The organism is Burkholderia sp. WAC0059 (assembly GCF_002870125.1).
Classification (GTDB): domain Bacteria; phylum Pseudomonadota; class Gammaproteobacteria; order Burkholderiales; family Burkholderiaceae; genus Paraburkholderia.
In genome coordinates, this window is sequence record NZ_PNEO01000008.1 from 13,833 (window position 1) to 35,409 (window position 21,577).

The 21,577-nt window shown below is 58.1% G+C and carries 13 protein-coding genes and 8 pseudogenes; 12 read left to right on the plus strand and 9 right to left on the minus strand.

The window, feature by feature from the left end:
- Positions 1–57 precede the first annotated feature (57 nt).
- Positions 58–957 carry a LysR family transcriptional regulator gene (locus CY652_RS09795; protein WP_102130526.1) on the minus strand — a complete coding sequence of 300 codons (900 nt, stop codon included), beginning with the start codon at positions 955–957 and terminating at the stop codon, positions 58–60.
- A 576-nt stretch (positions 958–1,533) separates the two neighbouring features.
- On the minus strand, positions 1,534–2,628 hold the full coding sequence (locus tag CY652_RS09800) for an IS5 family transposase (RefSeq protein WP_102130527.1): 1,095 nt from the start codon (positions 2,626–2,628) through the stop codon (positions 1,534–1,536).
- Positions 2,629–2,772: 144 nt separating this feature from the next.
- Here CY652_RS09800 and CY652_RS25100 point away from each other — a divergent pair.
- Positions 2,773–2,871: pseudogene (locus tag CY652_RS25100) on the plus strand (IS5/IS1182 family transposase); the annotation flags it as partial.
- 486 nt (positions 2,872–3,357) lie between these two features.
- On the opposite strand, the gene CY652_RS09805 reads toward CY652_RS25100, so the two are convergent.
- Entirely contained in the window at positions 3,358–4,275 is a 918-nt protein-coding gene (locus tag CY652_RS09805; RefSeq protein ID WP_180970507.1) for an AraC family transcriptional regulator, read from the minus strand.
- 469 nt (positions 4,276–4,744) lie between these two features.
- On the opposite strand from CY652_RS09805, the gene CY652_RS09810 reads away from it, so the two are divergent.
- From CY652_RS09810 to CY652_RS09830, 5 genes are all read left to right on the plus strand, one after another.
- The gene (locus CY652_RS09810) at positions 4,745–5,608 is read left to right on the plus strand and encodes an enoyl-CoA hydratase/isomerase family protein (protein ID WP_102130529.1); all 864 of its coding nucleotides are present in this window, start codon (positions 4,745–4,747) and stop codon (positions 5,606–5,608) included.
- A gap of 128 nt (positions 5,609–5,736) precedes the next feature.
- The gene (locus CY652_RS09815; protein WP_258002260.1) at positions 5,737–7,230 is read left to right on the plus strand and encodes an aldehyde dehydrogenase; all 1,494 of its coding nucleotides are present in this window, start codon (positions 5,737–5,739) and stop codon (positions 7,228–7,230) included.
- A 95-nt stretch (positions 7,231–7,325) separates the two neighbouring features.
- Entirely contained in the window at positions 7,326–8,141 is an 816-nt protein-coding gene (locus CY652_RS09820) for a transketolase (RefSeq protein WP_102130530.1), read from the plus strand.
- 46 nt (positions 8,142–8,187) lie between these two features.
- Positions 8,188–9,213 carry a transketolase family protein gene (locus CY652_RS09825; RefSeq protein ID WP_102130531.1) on the plus strand — a complete coding sequence of 342 codons (1,026 nt, stop codon included), beginning with the start codon at positions 8,188–8,190 and terminating at the stop codon, positions 9,211–9,213.
- Between the two features lie 106 nt (positions 9,214–9,319).
- Entirely contained in the window at positions 9,320–10,513 is a 1,194-nt protein-coding gene (locus tag CY652_RS09830) for a porin (RefSeq protein WP_102130532.1), read from the plus strand.
- On the opposite strand, the gene CY652_RS23925 is transcribed toward CY652_RS09830, so the two are convergent.
- The 3 genes and pseudogenes from CY652_RS23925 to CY652_RS09845 form a co-directional block, all read right to left on the minus strand.
- The gene (locus CY652_RS23925) at positions 10,474–10,776 is read right to left on the minus strand and encodes a hypothetical protein (RefSeq protein WP_146010054.1); all 303 of its coding nucleotides are present in this window, start codon (positions 10,774–10,776) and stop codon (positions 10,474–10,476) included. The two genes, CY652_RS09830 and CY652_RS23925, sit on opposite strands and share 40 nt — an antisense overlap.
- 60 nt (positions 10,777–10,836) lie before the next feature.
- Positions 10,837–11,052: pseudogene (locus CY652_RS09840) on the minus strand (IS3 family transposase); the annotation flags it as partial.
- A gap of 12 nt (positions 11,053–11,064) precedes the next feature.
- Positions 11,065–12,136 (minus strand): annotated as a pseudogene (locus CY652_RS09845) (IS110 family transposase).
- A 332-nt stretch (positions 12,137–12,468) separates the two neighbouring features.
- Between CY652_RS09845 and CY652_RS09850 the strand changes: the two are divergent.
- Positions 12,469–13,865: pseudogene (locus CY652_RS09850) on the plus strand (IS30 family transposase).
- 7 nt (positions 13,866–13,872) lie between these two features.
- On the opposite strand, the pseudogene CY652_RS09855 reads toward CY652_RS09850, so the two are convergent.
- Both CY652_RS09855 and CY652_RS09860 read right to left on the minus strand, forming a co-directional pair.
- Positions 13,873–14,756 (minus strand): annotated as a pseudogene (locus tag CY652_RS09855) (IS3 family transposase); the annotation flags it as partial.
- Between the two features lie 71 nt (positions 14,757–14,827).
- Positions 14,828–15,261 (minus strand): annotated as a pseudogene (locus CY652_RS09860) (SDR family oxidoreductase); the annotation flags it as partial.
- A 170-nt stretch (positions 15,262–15,431) separates the two neighbouring features.
- On the opposite strand from CY652_RS09860, the gene CY652_RS25105 reads away from it, so the two are divergent.
- Complete coding sequence (locus tag CY652_RS25105; RefSeq protein WP_374703646.1) at positions 15,432–15,842, plus strand: LysR substrate-binding domain-containing protein; 411 nt, start codon at positions 15,432–15,434, stop codon at positions 15,840–15,842.
- Positions 15,843–16,459: 617 nt separating this feature from the next.
- Here CY652_RS25105 and CY652_RS09875 read toward each other — a convergent pair.
- Complete coding sequence (locus CY652_RS09875) at positions 16,460–17,464, minus strand: LysR family transcriptional regulator (protein ID WP_102130534.1); 1,005 nt, start codon at positions 17,462–17,464, stop codon at positions 16,460–16,462.
- Here CY652_RS09875 and CY652_RS09880 point away from each other — a divergent pair.
- The 4 genes and pseudogenes from CY652_RS09880 (at position 17,463) to CY652_RS09895 (ending at position 21,343) form a co-directional block, all read left to right on the plus strand.
- A complete protein-coding gene (locus CY652_RS09880) occupies positions 17,463–18,134 on the plus strand; it encodes an RraA family protein (protein WP_102130535.1) in 672 nt (223 codons plus the stop codon). The genes CY652_RS09875 and CY652_RS09880 overlap by 2 nt on opposite strands.
- On the plus strand, positions 18,131–18,805 hold the full coding sequence (locus tag CY652_RS09885; protein ID WP_102130536.1) for a 4-carboxy-4-hydroxy-2-oxoadipate aldolase/oxaloacetate decarboxylase: 675 nt from the start codon (positions 18,131–18,133) through the stop codon (positions 18,803–18,805). The genes CY652_RS09880 and CY652_RS09885 overlap by 4 nt, the downstream gene beginning before the upstream one ends.
- Before the next feature lie 193 nt (positions 18,806–18,998).
- Positions 18,999–20,072: pseudogene (locus CY652_RS09890) on the plus strand (MFS transporter); the annotation flags it as partial.
- Positions 20,073–20,231: 159 nt separating this feature from the next.
- Positions 20,232–21,343, plus strand: a pseudogene (locus tag CY652_RS09895) (IS3 family transposase).
- The last annotated feature ends 234 nt before the right edge of the window (positions 21,344–21,577 follow it).

The window sequence follows — 21,577 nt, forward strand, 5'->3', positions numbered from 1 at the left end:
GCCGCGACGCGCTCTGAAGCCATTGAGAGACTAGGGTGCGGACATGGTGGAACTGGATCAGTCAATCATTTCTGCATGCAGGGATTTCAGCATCAGAATGAAACGCGCTAGAGCCGGGTTCTGATTTTGCCTGGGGTAAGCGAACGCGAGCGGAATCACAAGAGGCAGATCGGACAGTTCCAGAAGCTGCACACGCACCGGCTGACGTCCAAGATTGCCGGCATTAACGATGGCGGCGCCGATCCCGGCCGATACGAGCGACAGGATCGCTGCTTCGGTGGTGACTTCCTGGACGACGTTAAGTGTGAGCCCGGCCTCGCGGCAAGCCTGGATCAGATAGTCGTGGTAAGCAGGGTATGTGTAGCGGGGAAAGGCAATGACCGGTTTGTCGTTCAGTTCGTTTGCACACACGGTTCGATTGTCCGGCCAGCCCCATTGCCTGGGGACGGCAAGGAGAACGCTCCTGTGCATGAGAGGGATCGTACTGATTTCGGTGGGGAGTTCGTCGAAAGTGTAGATGAATCCTCCATCCAGGCGACCTGCTGCGAGCGATTCGACCTGCTCGGGCGAATTCATCGGCAGCAACTCCAGGTGGATGTCTTGTGCCTGTGCCTGATAACGCGCGAACACGTCGGGCACAAGACCTTCCCAACCGCTATTTTCGACAAAACCGATGCGCAGGCTGCCTTCGAGGCCGGCGGCGACCCGCTTGGCCGAGCGGGTCGCGGCGGTGAGAACCGAAAGTGCCACCCGTACCTCGCGCAGGAACAGTTCACCAGCTGGCGTTAACACGACGCCAGCCGTCGTACGCTGAAACAGCAGAACCCCTACTTCAGCCTCGAGGTCCTGAATCTGGCGCGTGATAGCTGGCTGTGTTACGTGAATTCGTTCGGATGCCACGCGGAAGCTTTGACTTTCGGCCACGGCAATGAAGTAGCGCAGGTGACGCAGTTCCATTTTTGCATCCGTGATGATGAAGTTGGCGGAACAACTTTACATATTATCGCGAGCCCCTCATCGTATACGAGGATCTTCCGCACTCTAAGGCCCATTGATATGCCCATGGCTCCCGGGGCGACAGTATATGGCCCGGCGCACCACATACGACGTTCTGCGCCAGTACATCGGCGTTTGCCAGAAATGCGTTGATGATCTTGTGGTTTTCCGGGTCCTTTGTATCTGGTATGAGACTGTTCACCGGATCGGGTCAAAACCATCAGCGATTGTTATTGTCCGACGAAGATAGAGCTTGCTTGGGGTAGCGATTCTTGGTGGCGGCGGGAAAGCGAAATGATAGGGCAGCGATCGCTATGGATGAAAAGATGGCGGGCGACCCAGTCATCGTTCAGGCGCAACATATCGCTGCTACTGCCTAGCAGGCTGTTGAAAAGTTCAGCGCCTTGACGACCCGGGCACTGAGTAAAGGAAATCCGCATGCAATCGGCAACTGATTTTCGGAAAGGCTTGTCCGAATGCCGGCTCCGTGAACGGACCGACTGGTCCGTTGCGCTACGGGTTGCATGCGTGCGCCCTTCATCGCGCGGCTCCTTGAGGAACCACCGTCATTATTCGGGCCATCCGGCTCAGGTTGCTCGCCAGCATCGTCAACTTGAAGTGTTGGTCGACCCGTTTGACACCGCGATAAACGGTCTGCCGAATCTTTCCGACCGTCTTTCCCCAGCCGAAGTGCTCTTCGATGCGCTTGCGTTTGACCTGGCTGACGCCGTAGCCGGCGTGCCGCGAGGTACGCCCGTCAATTGCACTGCCGCCCCAGCGATCATCACAGCGCGCCACATGCGGTGTGACTCGGCGTGCCCGGCAATCGCGAATGAAATCACGCGTGTCATAGGCCTTGTCAGCCCCCACCGTTTTAGCATGGCGACCCGGCACACAATCGAGCAGTCGCAAGGCGCTCGCCCGTTCTGCAAAACCATCCGCATGGCTGACGACTGCACCGACCACCAGACCCGAGCGGTTCTCCATCAGCACGTGTCCGTGGTAGCACAGGATCGCCGGCGTTCCGCTGCTCTTCCTGTACAGCCGGGCATCGGGATCGGTGCTGGACTCGTGCGTGTCGTTACTGCGCCGCCGGCCTTTCCAGTCCGTATCAGCATTGCGCCCCCCACCCGCCGGCGGATCGTCTGGACCGTCCTTCGGCCTGAAGCTCTTGTGACTGGCCCACGCCTGGATCAGCGTACCGTCCACCGAAAAGTGTTCCCGCGACAGCAAGCCCTGACGGTCGGCCAGACTCATGACCTCGGTAAAGAACGTCTCGACCACTTCGTGTTCAAGCAGCCGGTCCCGGTTCTTCGAGAACACCGAGTGGTCCCACACCGCGTCTTCGATGGCCAGTCCGACGAACCAGCGAAACAGCAGGTTGTAACGCATCTGTTCCATCAGCATGCGTTCGCTGCGCACCGAGTACAGCACCTGCAGCAGCAGTGCGCGCATGAGCTTCTCCGGCGCAATCGACGCACGCCCACGATCCGCATAGATTGTGCCGAACAAGCCATTGAGCCGTCTCAGCGCCTGATTGACCAGCAGTTGGACCGGGCGCAGCGGATGATCGGCAGGCACAAAGTCCTCCAGTCTTACCGTCGTGAACAGCGGCTCCTGCATCTCGTCCATTCCGCGCATCGCTCCCACCCGCTCAAGGTCATGAACACGATATACCTAACGCATCGCCCGCAATGCCCGTTTACACCGTTCCAAAGTTCAACAGCCTGCTAGAGCGTGTTAGGCACTTTCGTTCAAACCTGGTAACCTGGCGGAATGCCAGAACGCAAGCCATACCCCACGGACGTTTCGGACGAGGAATGGAGCTTCGCCGCTCCCTATCTGCGAGCACTTGCGCCGGATCGAGCAGCACGACCAGATGCTGCGCAATGTAGCCGAGCGCGTTCACCCCGTATTCGCGTTCGCTGAGCCACGCCGAACCGCTCTCCACCACGTCGAAGCGCGCGAACGACGCCGACGTCCACGTCTTCGAGCGACGCGGGCGGTGGTCGGCGGCAAGCGTGCGCGTGCCGACCACCTCCGGCGTCGCCGAGCTTTGCGAGCGATTCCGCAAAACACGCGTGCAGATCCCAGGGCGGCGTATCGGGCAGCGGCACGTCGGGCAACCCGGTAACCGGTGGCTGCGCGGCGCGCACCTTCGCGAGAAAGGTTTCGCAACTGGCCATGTTCGCCCACGCTCAGGTTCTTCCTGTACCACGTGTGAAAGATCATGCCGGGCGCGGACGGCAGGTCGCGCTGACGGCTCCGGATGATCATCGGGTTGTACAGCACGAAGTTCGGCAGCGTGCGCAGTGCGCCGGATGCTCTCAGAGGCGGCCATCTGATACTCAGTAACCTTTTTCAAGGCGACAAGTAGACATCAGTCTGCCGGGCACGGAACGTAGTTGGCGGGGTTCCAACTACCTGTGTGAAGCGTCGGGAAAAATAATCGGCGTCCTTGAACCCTACAGCATCGGCGATCTGCGAGATCCTCATGCTGGTATAGGCCAACAGGTCCGAGGCCATTGCGATGCGTCGCTGGGTTACGAGTTCAACGAAACTGTTGCCGGTTTGACGCCGTAACAAGGTCGCAAGATAGTTGGGCGTTACCGCAACCGCGCGGGCCGCCTCCGACAACGTTACCCTGCGCGACAGGTTGCGGTCTATATACCCGATTACTGCCTCTACGTAGCGGGCCGTCTGACCGACGACATGCTGCGCCTGCAGAGCACCTACTAGCTCTGTGCGATAACGTTCAGTGACCTCCGCCAATAGAAGCGTGAGCAGGGAGCGACCGATCGTATCGCCACACAGATTCTTGCGATCGGTGCAATTGAGCATCCGCTCGAACACGGATTCCGTAATACCGATCTGGGACTCGGGAATTGAAAACTGCAGCTCGTCCTGAAACGCAAATGGCATCAGCTCGGGCGCCCTTCGCAGGAGTTCGACGTCGGGCATCGCTTTTTCCTGCATTTCGGGGTGCAGGGACTCGAGATCGAAGTAGACGACGTAACAATGGTCGTCTGGCTCGATCAGAACCTCGTGGGATGTCATCGGGGCGACAAAGATGAGACTACCAGGACGCGTGGAGAATCGATGAGACGCCACGCGCTGTGGCGAGCCGTTTTCTGAAAAAAACAGCAGCTCATAGTAAGGGTGTCGATGGGGTGCGAACGTGCCGATCCTGTCGCGCGATTTTTTAACCCCGAAACGCGGAACTGATGCGCGAGGAGCGATAAACGATTGAACGGGAACAACTGAGCTAACGGTATGCATGAGCGTCTCCTGTTCCCCATTCTTGCCGACCGTCAGAATGGGCGCTCGAACGACACCACGAAGCCTCGCTCGCCATGACGCCATGGCATGGCAAGGGCGCGCGGGTTCGCGTTTTGATTGGTATCTACATATTGCAGCAGTGTAATCCACTAACACGACAGATGTGCAAATGGTTGGGGCTGGACTGTCATCGCCGGCTGCGTCGCATCGCATTTCGCATGTGCCGTCGGTTGCTGCGCGGCACAATTGACATTGTGCCGCGTTAGCGGATCACGATCGTCACCCTGGAATCATGATTCTGCGGTCCGCGCAGGGCCTGGAGTAGAAAAGTCCAGAAAGCGGAGAGAAGAACCACGATTGAAAGGGGGGGGGTGCCGTAAATTAATGAAGAGCGATAGTTCTGAGGGCCGCATGTTTTGGCCATCGGTGCAGTGTCACGTTTTAACCAACTTTCTACGGAGACGACGCGATGTCGATTCAAAAGTTTATTTCCACACCCGATATCAACGAATACCGCGAAACCTTCAAGGATTTCTACAAGATCGATCGTCGGGAAGATGGGGTCATTCTCGTCCAGGCGCATACGAACGGAGGACCGATTCAATTGAGCGTCGAGAACCATCGTTCGTTGGGGCAGCTTCTGAAGACAATCGGCGCGGATCCGAAAAACGAAATCCTGATCTTCTCGGGATCTGGAGACGACTTCATGATGGACGCCGACCCGAACGGTTTCGAACTGGAAAAGCAGGATCTGGCGTATTGGGCCTACGAATACGGTTTCAAGGACGGACGTATTAACGTCAATGCAATGGTCAACGATCTGGAGATTCCGACAATCGGCATTCTCAACGGTCCTGGCTTCCATACGGAGATCGTCCTGATGTGCGACATTTCGCTGTGCAGCGAGGAAGCTACCCTGTTCGATCTTCACTACGATATCGGTTCGGTTCCCGGAGACGGTATCCATTGTTGCTTTCAGGAGTTGCTCGGCGTGAAGCGTGCCGCCTATGCGTTGCTGACTGGACAGGCGATCGATGCAAAGACGGCGCTGGAATATGGGATGGTCAACGAGGTGCTGCCGAAGAAGGATCTGATCGAGCGGGCCTTCAAGATCGCCGATCACATCCTGACGCAGCCCCGTACAACGCGGCGCTTGACGGCACAGGTGGTACGTCGTCCATGGAAGCAACGCCTGACGAGCGACCTGGATGTCGGATTCGGTATCCAGATGTTTGGTGCGGTCGCGAAGAAGTCGGCGACGCACGGACAGAAGCATATTTCGGAGACCGTCGAGTACGTTCGCTCAGGCCGGAAAAACAACTTCGACAAGTAACGTTAGGCGGGCTGTGGGTACGGACCTACCGTACCCACAGATGAACGGGCGACACTTTATCCACGGAACGGACGTTCTGTGTGGATAGTCAGCCGCTATTCGTGAAACTCACCGTACACGGAACTGACGTGACCGAAAGCTCGAACCTGATTGTCTACGAAAATTTCATTGGTGGAGTCGATCGGGCACCGGTCGATGACACACGGTTCATTTCCGTCAATCCGACGACTGGTCGCGACTGGGGCAGCTTCGCCGAATCGGAGCGGGTCGACGTCGACCTTGCCGTTGACGCCGCACATCACGCTTTTGTCGGTGAATGGGGCGGATTGTCGCCAACGCGGCGCGGCAGGCTGTTGCTGAAGTGGGCCGACCGGATTCTGGAGCATGCTGATCGAATTGCTCGGCTGGAGACGCAGCAAAACGGCAAGCTTTTTGCTGAAATGCATACCCAGGCACGAGCCGCGCAAGACTGGCTGTATTACTTCGGTGGCCTTGCCGACAAGATAGAAGGAGCGGTTGTTCCGCTGGACCGCACCAGCGTTTTCAATTACACCCTGCGTGAGCCGCTCGGCGTGGTTGCGGTGATCGTGCCGTGGAACTCGCCGACATTCCTGACGATGATGTCTGTTGCACCAGCGCTTGCCGCTGGTAATACGATCGTCATCAAGCCATCTGAAGTGACGTCGGCTTCGGCAATTGAGCTGGTAAAGCTGGCCGACGAAGTTGGTATCCCGTCCGGCGTGCTTAATGTGATTACCGGCACACGGGGTGCAGGTGAGGCGCTTGTAGACCATCCAGGGATCAGCAAGATCGCGTTCACCGGCAGCGATGCGGCTGGCCGTTCAATCGCTGCGAAGGCGGGGGAGCGTCTGATCGGATGTACGCTCGAACTCGGCGGTAAGAGTCCAAATATCGTCTTCGACGACGCGGACCTGGATCTTGCCGAGGCTGGGGTGCTGTCGGGCATTTTTGCTGCCGCAGGGCAATCCTGTGTCGCAGGCAGCCGGGCGTATATCCATGCGTCGATCTACGACAAGTTCGTCGAACGACTCGTGGCGCGTACACGTGCCATTGTTGTTGGTGATCCTATGGATTCTCGCACGCAGATGGGGCCGATTGCGACAAGGCAGCAGTTGCGTAAGGACGAAGACATGGTTCAGCGCGCGATCGATCAAGGTGCGCAAGTGCTATGTGGCGGGCGCCGGACGACACTTGCGGACTTCCCTGAGGGATTCTTTTTTGAGCCGACAATCATTCATAACGCGCAGGCACATAGCGACCTGATGTGCAACGAGGTGTTCGGGCCGGTCCTTACAGTCACGCCCTTTCGCGAAGAGAACGAGGTCGTGGAACTGGCCAACGAATCACGTTTTGGCCTTGCGGCCGGCGTCTGGACTCGCGACTTGCGACGGTCGCAGATGATGGCGCGGCGTTTGCAGGCTGGGACCGTGTGGCTGAATACTTACCGTGCGCTGGCCTTCAATTCTCCTTTCGGAGGATACAAGGCAAGTGGCCTCGGCCGTCAGAACGGCATCGAATCAATTTACCAGTTTCTGCAGACCAAGAGCGTGTGGTGTGAGCTTGGAACCGAGTTGCAGGATCCTTTTGTGATCAAGACATAGTAGACCCGATGCACTCAGCAATATGTCACGCTCCCGTAGTGGCTGAGCTGTTGCGAAGAATCGAGAATTCTATCATAACCGGCAGAGAATTATTGATGAATCATCCAAAAAATAGCGACGAACGCGCCGTACGGCGGCTCGCAACCCGCATTCGTCTGAATGCCACCAACATGGTCGCGATTCAGGGGTTTGGCTATCTTGGTCAGGCACTGTCCTCGGCGGAAATTTTCGCGACGCTTTTTTCTCCGGATGGCCCACTCCGCCCCGGTGTCGACCGGTTCGTGTTGTCTCCCGGACATTACGCGATTGCCTTTTACGCGGTCGCTGCAGAGATTGGGCTGATCGATCGCGAGGAGTTGTTGGCGTATGGCAATGACGGTGCACTCCTGGAAGCGATCAGTACGGAGCGCACACCGGTGCTCGACATAACTTGCGGCTCGCTGGGCCAGGGATTGTCGGGTGCGATCGGTCTGGCCTTGGCCGCAGTCTATGCGGGCGACGGTCGGAACGTCTTCGCCTTTGTCAGCGACGGGGAAATGGAAGAAGGGCAGTTATGGGAGGCGGCGATGTTTGCTGCACATCACCGCATCGGCAACCTGACTGTTGTGATCGATGCCAATGACTCACAGGTAGATGGTGCGATCACGTCGGTAACGACCATCGAGCCGGTCAAGGACAAATGGCGCGCATTCGGATGGCGGGTCGCCGAGGTGGACGGGCACAACGTCAGTGCCCTACGCGAAGCGTTCAATACGCCGGAAGAAGACGGAAAGCCTCTGGTCGTGATAGCTCGTACCCATATTCTCGGAAACATGGAATCAATTCCCTCAACTGCGGACGGGCACTTTCTGAAACTCGACCCGGACTTGACTTCCCGAGTTCTTTCCGAGTTGGAGGCAACGCTCGATTGAATCGACGTTGGAATCTGGTTGCTGAGTATCTCTGAAAAAGATGGGTATGTTTAATAATCTGGAGCGGACTGTGGCTATAGCATCCTATGATGTCGTTCTTAAACCCTATGGCAAGGCGTTGGTCGAACTGGCGCGCGAGCGGCCGGACATAATCTGTCTGGGGGCTGATCTTACGCGGCAGACTGAAACGGATCTGTTCCGTGACACGCTCGGTGAACGCTTCATTAACGTAGGTATGGCTGAAGCCAACATGATGGGTATCGCGGGCGGTCTCGCGCGTGCAGGGCATACGGTGTTTGTCAATAGTTTCGGTGTCTTCAGCACGCGGCGCTGCTACGACCAGATCGCGATGGCGGTGGCTTATCCGGCACTGAACGTCAAGATTGTCGGGTTCATGCCTGGACTTTCCAGCCCGGGCGGTCCGAGTCATCAGGCGATCGACGACGTTGCGTTGATGCGCGCGCTTCCGAACATGGTCGTACTGGATCTGGCCGACGCCAACGAGATAGCACAGGCGGTACAGATTGCCGCTGACCATCGCGGTCCTGTGTACCTGCGTCTGAAACGCGGCGAGATTCCGGTTATCTTTGACGAAAGTCACAAACTGTCGCTAGATCGCGCTCATGTGCTCAGCACCGGTGACGACGTGTGTCTCGTGGCGTCCGGAATGATGGTACCCGCAGCAATTGCCGCCGCTCGGGCGCTTGACGAGAATGGTGTTGCCGCCTCCGTGGTGAGTACTCCCGTAATCAAGCCGCTTGATGCCTCGACCATTGTTAATGCGGCGAGAGGTACCCGGCTTATCGTGACGGTCGAGAACCACTCGGTTATTGGTGGGTTGGGCTCGGCGGTTTCTGAAGCGGTCGCCGAAGCCGGCCTCGGTATTCCCTTGATTCGCGTCGGAATTGGCGATGTGTTTGCAGAATCCGGTAGCCGCGAATATCTGTTTCGTCGATATGGACTGTCCGTGCAGGACATCGTCGATAAGGTATGGACCAGACTTCGTCCGGGCGTCGCTGTACCAACAGCACTGGAAGTCAGTCAAGTGGAAGGGGGATATGCTCCAGTTTGATCCGTTGGCTGGCAGGAAATTATCATGTACAGGATAGCGTCAAGTTAATCACACTCTATATATTGTGATGGAAAGGAATTTATAAAAAAAATAATTAGGAGACGGAATGAAAAAAATTATGGGAGTGATGCCATTGGCAATTTTAGCTGCTGGTGTCCACGCTCAGAATAGCATCACCTTGTATGGAATTATCGACAATGACATTGCGTACTCGGCAGGATTGCCAGGTGGATCTAGGTTGGGGATGGGATCGGGCGACTTTTGGGAATCGCGGCTTGGGCTGAAGGGAGCCGAAGATCTAGGTGCCGGCCTTGAGGCTGTCTTTCAGCTGGAAATGGGGTTGAACACGCAGGCAGGGGGATATGAAAGCAATAGTCTCTTTGCGAGACACGCGACCGTGGGCTTGCAAAGCGCGTCGTGGGGTACCATCAAGCTGGGCAATCTGGGCGCGGGCGAGGTTGTTCAGAACAGCTTCGACGTAGATCCGCAACTTATGCACGCATATGCGATTCAGACGCTGGTGCGCGGACGGAATTGGGCGTATGCGGGAAACGGATTTGAATATACGTCACCAGCCGTTGCAGGTTTGACGGTGATTGGGCAATACGATTTCAGCAACGGTCCAGCCTGGAACCAGGGGAGCAGCCAGCCGACACAATTGTCCAATTCACCAGGGTCAGGGCTTCCCGGAAGCGGCCAAGGGCGATCGGATGGCCTTCAGGTAACCTACCAGAGGGCAGGTCTCGAGCTAATGGTTATCTACGACGAAATTCGAGATGGAAATGGGCAGTTCGACAGCGTGTATGTTAATTCCCGATCGATCCTTGCAGGTGGTGCATATCAGATCGGCCTCTTCAAAATTTCCGCTGGTTACCAGCATCTCAATGCTCCACAAGCCTCGAATATTGGCGTCTATGGATCTGTCAAGACACCACCAGCATTGCCGGCAGACGTTTTGTTACCTACGGCAGTTGATCATGAATGGATCGGTGCACAATGGATGATCGCTCCGGTGGCTACTGTTACAGCTGCCGTTTATCACGCGAATGCGAATCACGGTAACGGTAACGCAACACTATGCACGTTGGGTGCAACTTACCAACTATCTAAACGTACTCAGCTATATTCCGAATTGTCATATCTGAGAAACAGTAAAACCTCAAACATAGGTCTGGGTAACGGCTACACAGATCCATATGGGGCGAACGCGAATGACGATCCGGTCAATGGTGCTGGCTCCGCCCCGGGTTATGGACATAGTCAGAAAGGTGCGTTTGTTGGCGTAATGGTAATCTTTTGAATCGAATCGGCAGCTAATAAAGCTAATTCGGTTAGCTGATGGTTGGGTACCATCTGCACGCCCGGCTCATCCGTGAAGGCAATGTAATCGTGCTTCAACGCTTTGGCGAAGAGTGTCTTCTTGCCCGGTATCCGTTGCAAGGCCCGAATATCCTTTATCTCCGTCGCGAGTTGCGATGCACGAACGCCTCCTCTGGGCTTTACCGTTATCAGGTTACCTTCTTGGTATTGCTTGTGCCGCGCAAAGACCTGGTTAGCGTTCACCACGGGCACGTGCTGATGGAGTGAGGTTCCCCCGGTTTTTCGCCTTCCAGAGGCCCCGGGTTATGCAGCCGCATCCCTTGCCCGCTGAGCCACAAGCCAGTCTTGCATGAACTGGGTTGGCGACATGAAGCCAAGCGATGAATGACGACGACTGCGGTTATAAAACACTTCGATGTATTCGAACAAGTCCGCGACGGCTTCGCGATGCGTGCAGTACCTCGTGCCATGCACGCGCTCGTTCTTCAGGCTGTTGAAGAAGCTTTCCGTCGGCGCGTTGACGCTCCTATGTCAAGCAGCGGCCGTCGAATCGGCGAGATCGGCCAGAATGAGCGGATACAACTCACGGACGATATAGCGTTTCAGGCAGCGGTGGATTTCCTTGTTCGACATGCCTTCCTTGGTTCGACGATCGACGTAGGCCCGAGTGCGTGGATCGCTGCGCATCCGAACCATCGCAATGGTCCATAAGGTGTGCGATTCACAGACATAAGGCGTTGTTCGCGGACCGGTCATCGCCTCTGTTCAACCGATGCCGGACCGTCTTGCCGGACGACGCCTGCAATGGACCTGTGCCGCAGAGTGCCGCCAGCGCCGCTTCACTTTTCAGGCGTTCGGGATTGTCGCCCGCCACTGCAACCAGTACTGCGGCGGTCTGTGGGCCGACGCCGAATCGTTCGCGAAGTCGCCTGGCGTGCTGGCTGGTCAGGCTGTCAAGCATGGTGTCGAGCGCTTTGAGCTCCTCTGCCAACGTCAGCCAGCGCTTCGCCAGCAAACGCAGTGTGGTCGTGAGCGTTTGCAACATTGGCGTCTTGCCCAACGAGCGAAGACGGGCACAACCCTCAACGCATTCCGCCGTCTTCGCTTTCAGAAGACGCTCACGGATTTCTTGGGGAGCGCTCACGAGCAAAGCCCGTAGCTGATTGATAGCCTGCGTCCTGGCCTTGACTGCACTGCGTCTGGCAACGGAGACGGCGCGCATCGCCTCGGCGGCGCCAGACTGTTCCTTTGGAATAGCGGTGGCCCTTCCGGCGAGGACCGCACGGGCGGCGTTTTCGGCGTCAGTAGGATCGGACTTTCCTTTAGATCGGCGCATGGCGCGGTCAGGACGATTGACTTCAAGCACCTCGATCTCGTGATCGCGTAGCACGCGAGCCAAGCCTGCTCCGTAGGTGCCGGTCCCTTCAACCCCAGCGCGGTGTAACTGGCCAAACGAGTTCGCCCATGTCAGCAGGTCGAGATATCCCGCCGTGTCGGTCGCTACCGATAGCGTTCCTAGAAGCCTGCCCGTGTCGCTGATCACAGCCCCAACATGTGTATCCAGATGCGTATCAACGCCCAGAATCACTTCGCTTTGTTCCATGCCTTGGGCGCATCGCCAACCCCACTCGCAGGACAGGACACTCACGGTGCAGAACAAAGCTCCTATCAGGTCACAAACGGTGAGCCCGGCAACGCTCGGGGAACGTCGGAACCTGATCGACAGGTCAATGCCAAGGCAGCTCGGCCAATCCCAGCACGGGTCAGATCGGGCCGACGTTCGAGGCGTATTTTGGACTGAGTGTCCCAACAATTTCCCTTCCGGCTCATCGAGCAGTGCATGCCGTAGTCGGCGCAGCTTGCGCTGGAATTCATGGCTCGCGTACTGGGCGGATTCAACCGGTCGTCGCAACACCTTAATCCAGGAGGTGTTTCATGGGTCGTCCATCGAAGTGGATACAACAGTTGACGGGGCGAGGAGCGATGCGCTCGCCAGGTGCTCCATCGCTTCGGCATGAGGTTGAGCGCCAGTTTTGGGAGCAGGTTGCGCCCGGAATCACAAGCGAGAAGGCTGCTGCGGCAGTTGGCGTATCCCAGGCGGCAGGTACACGCTGGTTTCGCCAGCGTGGCGGTATGCCGTTGTTCATGGCAAGTCCAATATCCGGTAGGTACTTGTCGTTTGCTGAGCGTGAAGAGATAGGATTACTCTCAGCCGAAGGCGTCGGAGTGCGTGAGATCGCTCGCCGTATTGGCCGCAGCGCGTCAACGATCTCACGAGAGCTCACGCGTAATGCTGCAACCCGTGGCGGCCGCCTCGATTATCGGGCATCAGTCGCACAGTGGAAGGCAGAACTGTTTGCCAGGCGACCTAAACCGGCAAAGCTTGCAACAAACCCGAGGCTGCACCGCTATGTGCAAGAGCGCCTGGAGGGCCAGGTTCATGACGCTAAAGGACGTAAGGTTGCTGGGCCTCGTCAAGCTGCGTTCATTGGGCGGAATAAGCCAGAACGCAGTGATCGCAAATGGGTCAATGGCTGGTCACCAGAGCAGATTGCCAATCGCTTAAAAGTCGACTTCCCAGATGACGAAACCATGCGTATCTCTCACGAAGCCATCTACCAGGCGCTTTACATTCAAGGGCGTGGTGCGCTCAAGCGCGAGCTGGTGACCTATCTGCGCACCGGACGAGCCCTGAGAGTGCCAAGGGTCAGGGCGCAAGCCAAGGCGTGGGCGCATGTCAGCGAAGACGTGATGATCTCCGAACGTCCGGCGGAAGCTCAAGATCGTGCTGTACCGGGACATTGGGAAGGCGACCTGATCATCGGCTTGAACCAGTCTGCGATCGGAACGCTGGTCGAGCGATCAAGCCGATTCACCATGCTCATCCACCTGCCTCGCGAGGAAGGCTACGGGCTGATTCCCAGGACGAAGAATGGTCCCGCGCTGGCCGGCTATGGGCTGTCACGATGGCCAATGCCCTCAAGAAAACCGTGACGAGCATGCCTGCCCAGTTGTGGCGATCATTGACCTGGGATCGAGGAAAGGAACTGTCCGATCATGCACGCTTTACCATTGAGTCTGGCGTGAAGGTCTTCTTCGCCGACCCGAACAGCCCATGGCAGCGTGGCACGAACGAAAACACGAACGGCCTTCTACGACAATACTTTCCAAAGGGCACAGACCTGTCCCGGTGGAGCGCTCGAGAGATTCAGGCCGTTGCTAATACGTTGAACACTAGGCCCCGGAAAACACTCGGCTGGAAGACTCCTGCTGAAGCTCTGGACGAGTATCTCAGATCTGTTCAACAATCTACTGTTGCGACGACCGGTTGAATCCGCCCTGGCTGCCCCTATCCGAATGGCACAGCACCCCCGGTGCGGGACGACGACGGAACCAAGCCATCGTCAGCGCATCTGTCACGAGGTCCGCCGTCATGCGTGGTTTGATCGACCAGCCCACCACTTCCCGGTTGAACAAGTCGAGCACCACGGCCAGATACAGCCAGCCTTCGTCGGTCCAGATGTACGTGATGTCCGAGGCGAACACCTGATTGGGCTCGGCCTGCGTGAAGTTGCGGTTCAACACGTTCGGTGCGACCGGCAGTTTGTGCCGGGAATCGGTTGTCACGCGGTAACGGCGCTTGTGGCGGGCGCGAATACCGTTGGCGCTCATCAACCGCTCTACCCGCGCTTTGCTGGCTGGGAAGCCGCGAGAGCGAATCTCTTCGGTCATGCGCGGCGAGCCGTAAGCGCCTTTGACCTCGGCGTGAATCGTCCGAATCAACGTGAGCAACTGCGCATCGGTCAGCCGCTGACGCTCGGGCGCGCCGCCGCGCTTCCACGCACGATAGCCGTTGACGCTCACGCAAAGGACCCCGCACAGCGCCGCAAGCGGGTATTGCCGGCACTGTGTGTCAATCCAGGCGAACTTCACAGGAGGTCCTTCGCGAAGAACGCCGCCGCTTTTTTTGCGATTTCCAGCTCCATCTGCAAGCGCTTGTTCTCCGCTCGCAGGTGCGACAGCTCCATCTGTTCCGCCGTGACGGCCTTCGCCCCGGGCCCATTCAGCTTGCCGGCCTCGAAAGCCTTCATCCAGTTGCGCAGGGTCTGCGTCGACATACCCAATTCGCGGGCCACGGCGCTCACGCCTTGCCCGTCCTTGATTCGCTGCACAGCGGCTTCCTTGAACTCCGCCGTGTACACCTGATGCGGTACCTTGAACATCTCTGCTTTCCTTCGTTTGGGTCGAGTTTATACGCGACCTGCTGGAAGGCGAAATTTCAGGGGAAGCTCACCCCCTGAAGTACCGATGTTTTGCTCGGGCGACTGCTCAGCATCCCGGAAACGAGTATTAGTGAGCCGGTATGTTTGATCTTCGCGTAGCGGGCAATGTGGTATGCACCCCAGAACTTGCTGTCCATTGCGGCATGAGCATCAGCCAACGGCAATTCGCGGAGAGGTCCTGACGGCGTTTGCGCCGTAGAGACGACGACGTGGTCGAACGCGCTTCGGTTCGCAAAGAACGCTTCGACGGCGGTGGCGTCGCCGGTATCCAGCACCGCGACGGTCGCCCGGGTACGGTGGAGGCAGCCTTGTCCAGCTTCGCGCGATTGCGCGAAGCAATCGTGACGTCGGCTCCCCGCGCCGCAAATGCCTGCGCGGCAGCTTCGCCGATGCCCGAGCTACCGCCAACTACCAGTACGGACTGCGATTTGAAGGTATTCATAATGTCTTTCATTCCTGACCGGAGATCCGGGTGACATATCACACGCGATCCCCGGCGCTAATGGCGTGTCGCGGGTGCTGTATGTTGGTGAAGCTGCACTGTAGCTTTTCAGATCGGATTGAAATAGGATCTTGTGAAAATGGACTCTTTATTTTTCGTTAAATATTCAGGCCATGATCGATAGCCTGCAAAACTTGGTTACGTTCGGTCGTATCGTGGCGGCAGGCAGCTTGTCTGCGGCAGCGCGCGAGTTGGGTAGTGGAATCGACCTGGCAATCAGGTTCGGTACGCTCGCCGACTCGTCGATGATTGCCCAGGAGCTGGCACCAAACTTTCGGGTCTTGTGCGCTTCTCCGGGCTATATCGGGAAATATGGCGTGCCGGCACATCCGGGCGAGCTTTCCGGGCATCGGTGCATCGTGATCGGACGGCATTCTCACGCGGAATGGCGATTCGAAGGCATGAACGCAGCTGCAGTACGGGTTCGAGGAACGCTGATGACGAACGACGGTGATGCGGCGCACGCGTGGGCGCTGGAAGGTGTCGGCATCGCGCTCAAATCGATCTGGGATGTGGGGGGATGACATCGAATCGGGGCGTCTTCAACGGGTTTTACCCCAATACTCGATACAGGCAGCTCCGTTGCATGCGGTTTATGCCAATCGCCAGCATCTCGCCACGTGGGTACGGGTCTTTGTCGATTTTGTCCGCGCACGTCTTGCCGAGCGTTGGCGCTGGCACCAGAATTTGGCAGAGAACGCCGGTTCCGGAACGGGTTAGCCGAATGTTTCTATCACGTAAACGCGGCGTGGCTGAAAGCGGGCTGCGGGATGACATTCGACGGCATGCCTCATGGCTACGGTTGGCTGCCGGATTCCCGCTTTACGGTGGGCGAATCGGTCGTCGGTGCACGCAGAACAGCTGCGAACGGTCGTCGGACCAGAACGTCATCTGCAACTCGGCGTGATGGAGTGTGTGCAGCCCGCACCACCAACCGAACCGGTAGAGAGCCGGTGGCGCCGGTAATCGACACAGTCGAATGTTACGAATCCGTCCAGGAGTCCGGCGAGCTGCGCTCCAGCAACGTGACGGATCGCTGGCATGCGGATAGCGGGTTTGTCAGAGACGGCAATCAGCTTTTCATGCGCGATCGGGCGCGCAACGTTTTGGATTGTTCTCTCGTAGCTGTTCCCGATCACCGCTAGCGCTGGACCGTCGTTGCAGTCAACGTGTCGAGGAACGTCGACACGATTTTGCTGTGCTCGCCCACGGCCGTCACCGCGACGACTCGCGCGGCAGCATGGATGTCCGCGACGCTGATGAAGCGGATGTCCGTGCGATTGCAGTCTCCGGCCGATTTTCCCACCAGCGAGTAGCCCAGACCGGAGGCGATCATGCCCAGCGCGGTGTGGATGTCGTTCGCGTCGTACGTCGCGACGATATTCGTACCGCAGGCATTCGTCAGTAGTTGTCGCGTGTGCTCAGCAAAATGGCTTTGCGGGTCCCGTGGATATGCAATGAAAGCGTCGTCAGCCAGTTCCGCGGCACGAATCGACTTGCGACGGGATAGCCGGTGGCTGGTGGAAAGTGCCGCCACGAACGGATCGTCAATGAGATGCGAGAACGTGATTCCGTCGACGGCTTCGACAGCGCCGAGATAACGCGAGATGCCAACCTGGATTCGGCCGTTCAGCAACTGCTCGTTTTGATGTTCCGACAGAAGCGTAATCAGCTCGATCTTGACGTTGGGATGGGTGGTGCTGAACGCGCGAATGGCTCGCGGCAGGATGGTGAAGATCGAGGAGCGAGTATAGCCGATGCTCAGAACGCCACTTCGACCTGACGCGACGCTTCGTGTTTCTTCCTCGAGCCCCCTAGCCTCGGCGAGTAGGGCCTTGGCGCGAGGGTGAAAGTAGTGCCCTAGCGCAGTGAGGCCCATCGGGCGTCGTGACCGGTCGAACAGTTCGCCTCCCAGATCCGATTCGAGCAACGACAACTGCATGCTGATGGCCGTCGGCGCCACATGCAAACGTTCCGCGGCGGCGGCGGCACTCCCGCATGCCACGATCTCGCAGAAGTACCTGAGCTGCTTCAAGTTCATAAATACTGATCTTTTGATCGAAAATCGATGTTTGATATCGAGTTTAATGGCTTTGATAATGTAGTCAAGACCTGCCCGGACATGGAGACGCACTTTGAAAGTCATGGATGAACTCGCAGCACTGTTGCCATCTGCTTCAAAACTAAGCACTGCTGAGATATCAGATGCGCTCGATGCGCTACGCCTGCCTGGTAGCGCGCACGGGATCGGCCATATCGCCGGGGGCAAGCGAATTTTCGGGCCCGCCTACACGGTGCGCTATGGCCCCGTGAATTCGGCTAGTCCCGGAACGGTCGGGGATTACCTTGATGACACGCCGACAGGCGCAGTCGTGGTGCTCGACAACGCTGGCCGCACGGATTGCACAGTGTGGGGCGGCATCCTGAGCCGGCTCGGCGTGCATCGCGGCATCGCCGGAACGGTCATCAACGGTGTCTGTCGCGATACAGCGGAAGCGGACGAGGTCGGTTATCCGCTCTATGCCGTCGGCCGGTTCATGCGTACCGGCAAGGACCGGGTGCAGGTGGAAACCGTGAACGAAGCCGTCAGCCTTGGGGACGTACGCGTTGAGCCCGGCGATGTCGTCGTTGGAGATCAGGACGGAATCGTGGTTGTGCCGGCGATCCGAGCCACGGAAGTGTTCGTGCGGGCACTGAGTCTGCATGACGCGGAAGAATCGATTGTACGGGCCACACTGGGCGGCGCGACGCTGGCCGAGGCCAGGAAGCAGGCTCGGTATTACACACTTCAGCGGCCCGAAGCGGTCGATGCATGAGTGCCAACGTGGAGACTGCTTTGACCTATGCGAATGATAGGAGTGCTGTGATTGCCGCGCTGCGCGATTTGGGAGCCGCAACCGTCCATGAAGCCCAGGGTGGACGCGGCGCGTTGTGCTCGGCCATCAAGCCCGTCGACGTGAATAGTCGACTCGGGGGCCGGGCACTCACGGTCGATGCCGAGCCCGGAGACAACCTGATTCTCCATCACGCGCTGTTGAAGGCGAATCCGGGGGATGTCCTCGTGGTCGACGCGAAAGGGTATGTCGAGGCGGGGCCGTGGGGGGACGTCCTTTCGGAAGCTGCACAGCTACGCGGGCTCGCCGGATTGGTGATCGACGGCGCGGTGCGTGATGCCGCAGCGATCGAGGAAATGCGATTTCCCGTGTTTTGTCGCGGTCTGTCGATCAAGGGAACCGGCAAGAATCAGCCCGGGAAGGTTGGCGTACCGATTGTCATCGGCGGAACCCTCGTGCATACGGGCGACGTGATCATCGGCGATCGCGATGGCGTTGTCGTGATCACGGCCAATGAGGCGGAGACGGTTCTGGAGCAGGCGAGACGACGTGCGGAGAAGGAGGACAGCTTTCGCAGATCCCTCAGGGCAGGGCGAACCACGGTCGAACTGTTGGGGCTCGAAGCGGCTATTGAGCGGCTCGGTCTGGAGTGACACAACGGCCAGGCAGTCCCGCAGCCCGTCGGGTTGCGGCGACATAGCCCGCCATACTTTGCGCAGGCTGCCAGTCGGTGGCCGACGAATACACATGATACCGGAGACATTGATGCGCGAATTGAATGTCGAGCGCCCAGCGCGTTTCGCGCGCCTGATTCCATTTCGATGGGTGGGCGGCATGCTCGTCCTGATGCTGTGCTTTACCGCATACCTGGATCGCGTTGCCATGTCTGTGACAGTGTTGCCGCTGATGGAGACACTGGGAATTTCGTCGGTACAGCTTGGTATGGTGACGACGCTGTTCTCGGTCGGCTATTTCATGTCCCAGATGCCGGCTGCGGCTCTGCTCCAGCGCTTCGGGTCACGCTCAGTCTTGGCTGTTTCGCTAGCCTTATGGTCCGTCTTTACCGCATTGACCGGGTTGGTCGGCGGACTGGCCAGTTTCGCGGTCGTCCGTGGGCTGTTTGGCATGGCGGAGTCGCCGATGTTCACGGGCGGCAATCAGTTCTTTAGCAATTGGTTCAAGGAGGCGGAACGGGGGCGCGCAACCTCGCTCATGAATGCGGGGGCATTCGCGGCGAGTATCTTCGGCCCGCCACTGGTCGTCGCGATTGTCTCGGCGTTCGGCTGGCGTTCCGTCTACTTCGTATTCAGTGTGGTTGGGATTGTGCTCGCGATCGTGTGGTATGTCGTCATTCGTACCCGGCCGTCTGAGCATCCCTGGATCAGACGTGAAGAACTGGATGAGCTTGTCGTCGACTCCGCGTCGACCCTTGGCCCGGCGAATGACACGAAATCGAGCTGGCGGGTGCTGATGTCGCAGCGATCTTTCTGGGCACTGGCGCTAGGCTATTTTGCCTCGTTGTGGTGTGTCCAGTTCTTTATCTACTGGTTGCCGTACTTCCTTCAGGTGACGCGACACGTGAGCTTCCATTCGCTGGGAGTCTATGCCAGCGTGCCCTGGATTGCCATCGTTGTCGCTGTGATTGCCGCTGGCGTGGTGTCTGATTTCCTGCTGGGTCGCGGTTGTTCCCGGTTCGTCGCGCGCAACATCCTGTGTGCGTCCGGGCTCGCGATTGCGGTCGTATCGCTGGTGGCCAGCACGACTACGTCGACTGTTGTTGGGAATATTCTCTGGATTAGTCTGGCACTCGGTATGGCGGGGGTGGCTCAGACTTTATCGTGGACCATCGTGGGCGACATAGGCGGGCGCGCCACGTCGATTGTCGGGGGCTGGATGAACATGTGGGGCTTCATCGCCGCGAGCATCGTTCCGACTCTGGCTCCGCTAATCGGCAGGTTCTACGGATGGAATGCGGCCATCCTTGTTAATGCGTTTGTCGTCCTGATTGGCGTAGCTGCCTATCTTCTCATCTCGACTGACCGCGATCTCCGGAGCGCTCCCAACGGAGAGAAGGAAGTCATGAAGAAGAGCCGGTTCACAGAAGAACAGATGGTCACGATCCTGCGCGAGGCGGACAAGATTCCGGTCGCGGAGGTGGCGAAGAAGCACGGAATCAGCGAGCAGACGATCTACAACTGGCGGCAGCATTTCGGTGGACTGGAAGCGTCCGACGTAAAACGGCTGAAGCAGCTTGAGCAGGAGAATGCACGGCTCAAGAAGATGCTGGCCGAGCGTGATCTCGAACTGGACGTCATGAAGGAGATCAACGCAAAAAAATGGTGAGCGTGCCCGCGCGGCGCAAGCAGGTTGCCTACGCGCAAGCGCGGGGCCTGTCGGAGCGACGTGCGTGCGCGCTGATGTCAGTGGCGAGATCAGCGCTGCACCATGAATCGAAGCTTGCATTGCGGGACGCTCCGGTGCTTGCGGCGATGAGCATCCTGTCGGCGCAGTATCCACGTTATGGCTACCGCCGTATCCAGATTTTTCTGGAACGGCAGGGCCATCCGATGAGCGCAGACCGGGCATAGCGGTTGTGGCGACTGGCGGGCTTGCAGGTGCCGCGCAAGCGCCCGCGTCGGCGCGTGTCGGTGCATCGTCCCCGGCCGCAACCGGCAACAGCAGCACGGCACGTCTGGGCCTACGACTTCGTGTTCGATGCGTGCGCCAATGGCCAGCAGTTGAAGTGCCTGACGGTGATCGACGAATACACACGCGAGTGCCTGGCCATCGACGTGGCAGGATCGATCCGGTCTGGACGAGTCGTTGAGGTGCTGTCGCAGCTGGTCAGCCTGCACGGTGCGCCGCGTTACCTGCGTTCGGATAACGGGCCGGAGTTCGTGTCATGGGCGATTCTGAAGTGGGCAGCAGACAACGGCATGGACATGGCGTTGAGCGATCCCGGCAAGCCCTGGCAGAACGGCGCAGACGAGAGCTTCAACGGCAAGTTCCGTGACGAATGCCTGAGCCTGGAATGGTTCAGGACCCGGCCGGAAGCGAAGGTCGTGATCGAGCAGTGGCGGCGTCACTACAATGCGATCCGGCCACATTCAAGCCTGAATTACCTGACGCCCAATGAGTTCAGGCAGCGGTATTGTTCAACTGAAACAATCGAGGCCGTTCTCCAGGATTGAAATGGTCCGGAGAAATCAGGCAGGTCAGTGTGGCACGAACTGCTTGGATTTTCGTAGCCTCGACAACGGTGGTGACATGGTTGTGTTCAATGGCGCGATAGACGTCGAGCATGACTCATGCCCATACGCCCTTTTTAATATCGATCGGGAAGTTTTGACGGGATAGCAGATTCGCTGGTTTGGCCGGCTTTCACCGTAATACGTTCTCTCATCCGTTTTTTCGACATACAACGG